1 protein-coding gene and 1 pseudogene are annotated in these 1,551 nt (G+C 62.1%); both read left to right on the top strand.

Translation table 11 applies throughout. From position 1 onward, the window contains the following. Positions 1–545, top strand: a pseudogene (locus ACXYMW_RS19695) (LysR family transcriptional regulator); the annotation flags it as partial. Between the two features lie 100 nt (positions 546–645). Beyond that, positions 646–1,473, top strand: a complete 828-nt coding sequence (locus ACXYMW_RS19690) for a DUF481 domain-containing protein (RefSeq protein ID WP_459037032.1) — start codon at positions 646–648, stop codon at positions 1,471–1,473. Positions 1,474–1,551 lie beyond the last annotated feature (78 nt).

The following is a 1,551-nucleotide window of genomic DNA, read 5'->3' as shown; positions in this document are numbered from 1 at the left end:
AGGGCAGCATGCAGGCCGGGCTCATGTATACGCCGCAACTGCGCCCTGGCTTGACCGCCGAGAAGGTCATGGAGGACGAATTGGTGCTGGCGGCGTCCTGGCCCGATCCGACCCTCGATCTGGCCGGTCGCTATGCCTTCATCGACTGGGGGGAGGAGTTCGTCCACGCCCACGGCATCGCCTTGCCAGGGTTGACCAACCCGGGGCTGACCATGTCGCTCGAAGCGATGGGTGCCGACTACCTGGTGAACCGAAACTGCGCGGCCTACTTGCCGGCCCGCTACATCCGCAAGCACATCGCGGCCGGGAAATTGTTCCTGGTGCCGGATGCACCGTCCTTCCCGTTCCCGCTGTGGTCGGTTTGGCGCGACGATCTTGACGCCGAACTCGCCGAGATCGCGCGGGACACCCTGGCGCGCGCGGCCGAGACCGCCGACGCCGATCAGGATGCAGTGATCGGTGAACTGCGTGAAATCAGCAACACCGACGAGATCGAAGTGCTTGGCGAGACACGGGATCTGATCCCTGAGAAAAACTCATCATAATCCCAATTATTATAAATTAATATCGTGTGCTTGGGCCTTCTATCCCGGTTCTCGCAGTGGCGTCCACACAGGACGACCGCTCTGAACAGGAGATTGACCCATGAAGAACGTCATGCGTCTTGCCGGTGTTTCGGCGTCCGCCCTTTTGCTTGCGGCTCCCGCCTTTGCACAAGGTGCGCTGGTCGGCATCGAGGCTCTCGACGATCGCATCGAGGACATCGAGGAGGATGTCGCAGAGGACATGCGCGAGGGCGACGATCCGTCCCGGTTCGGCAGCAACCAGTATGCTCAAGGCTGGACCGGCAGCGTGTCGCTCGGCTTCTCGGGAACGACGGGCAATACCGACACCGCGGACCTCTCATTCGCCGGACGCTTCCGCTACGGCGCGGGCCCCTGGAACCACACCTTCGGCTTCGCTGGGGAATTCGCGGAAGACAACGACGTGCGCAACAAGGAGGAGGTGTTCGCGACCTACGACGTGAACCGCTACTTCAGCGAGAACTTCTACCTCTTCGGCCTCGGCAGCGCGCGCTACGACGATTTCTCGACCAACGAGTGGGATGTCTTCCTCGGTGCCGGCCCGGGCTACCGCGTCATCAACGAACCGAACGTCACCTGGCGGGTGCAGGCTGGACCCGGAGTGCGCTACCTGCGCGATCAGGCCGGTGACGACGATCGGGAAGTGGCGGGCATCGCCTCGTCCAGGTTCTACTACAAGATCAATGAGACGGCCTTTCTGACCAACGACACCGATTTCCTGTTCTCGGACTCTGACCGGCTGGTCACCAATGATGCCGGGCTGAACTTCCGGATCACGGATCGCCTGTCGACCCGCCTGAGCTACCGGACCGAATACAACAACGATCCGCTGCCGGGGTTGGAGAATACCGACAATACGCTGGGCGTATCGCTGGTCTACGGCTTCTGAAACGCAAGGTCGGGGCGGCCCTGCCGCCCCGCACATCGGGTGTATCCATTAAGAGACTGGTAGCGCGAAGGCGATGCG

The organism is Roseivivax sp. CAU 1761 (assembly GCF_054482755.1).
The sequence above is the reverse complement of the archived record's forward strand: the minus strand, read 5'-3'. Positions and strand labels throughout refer to the sequence as shown.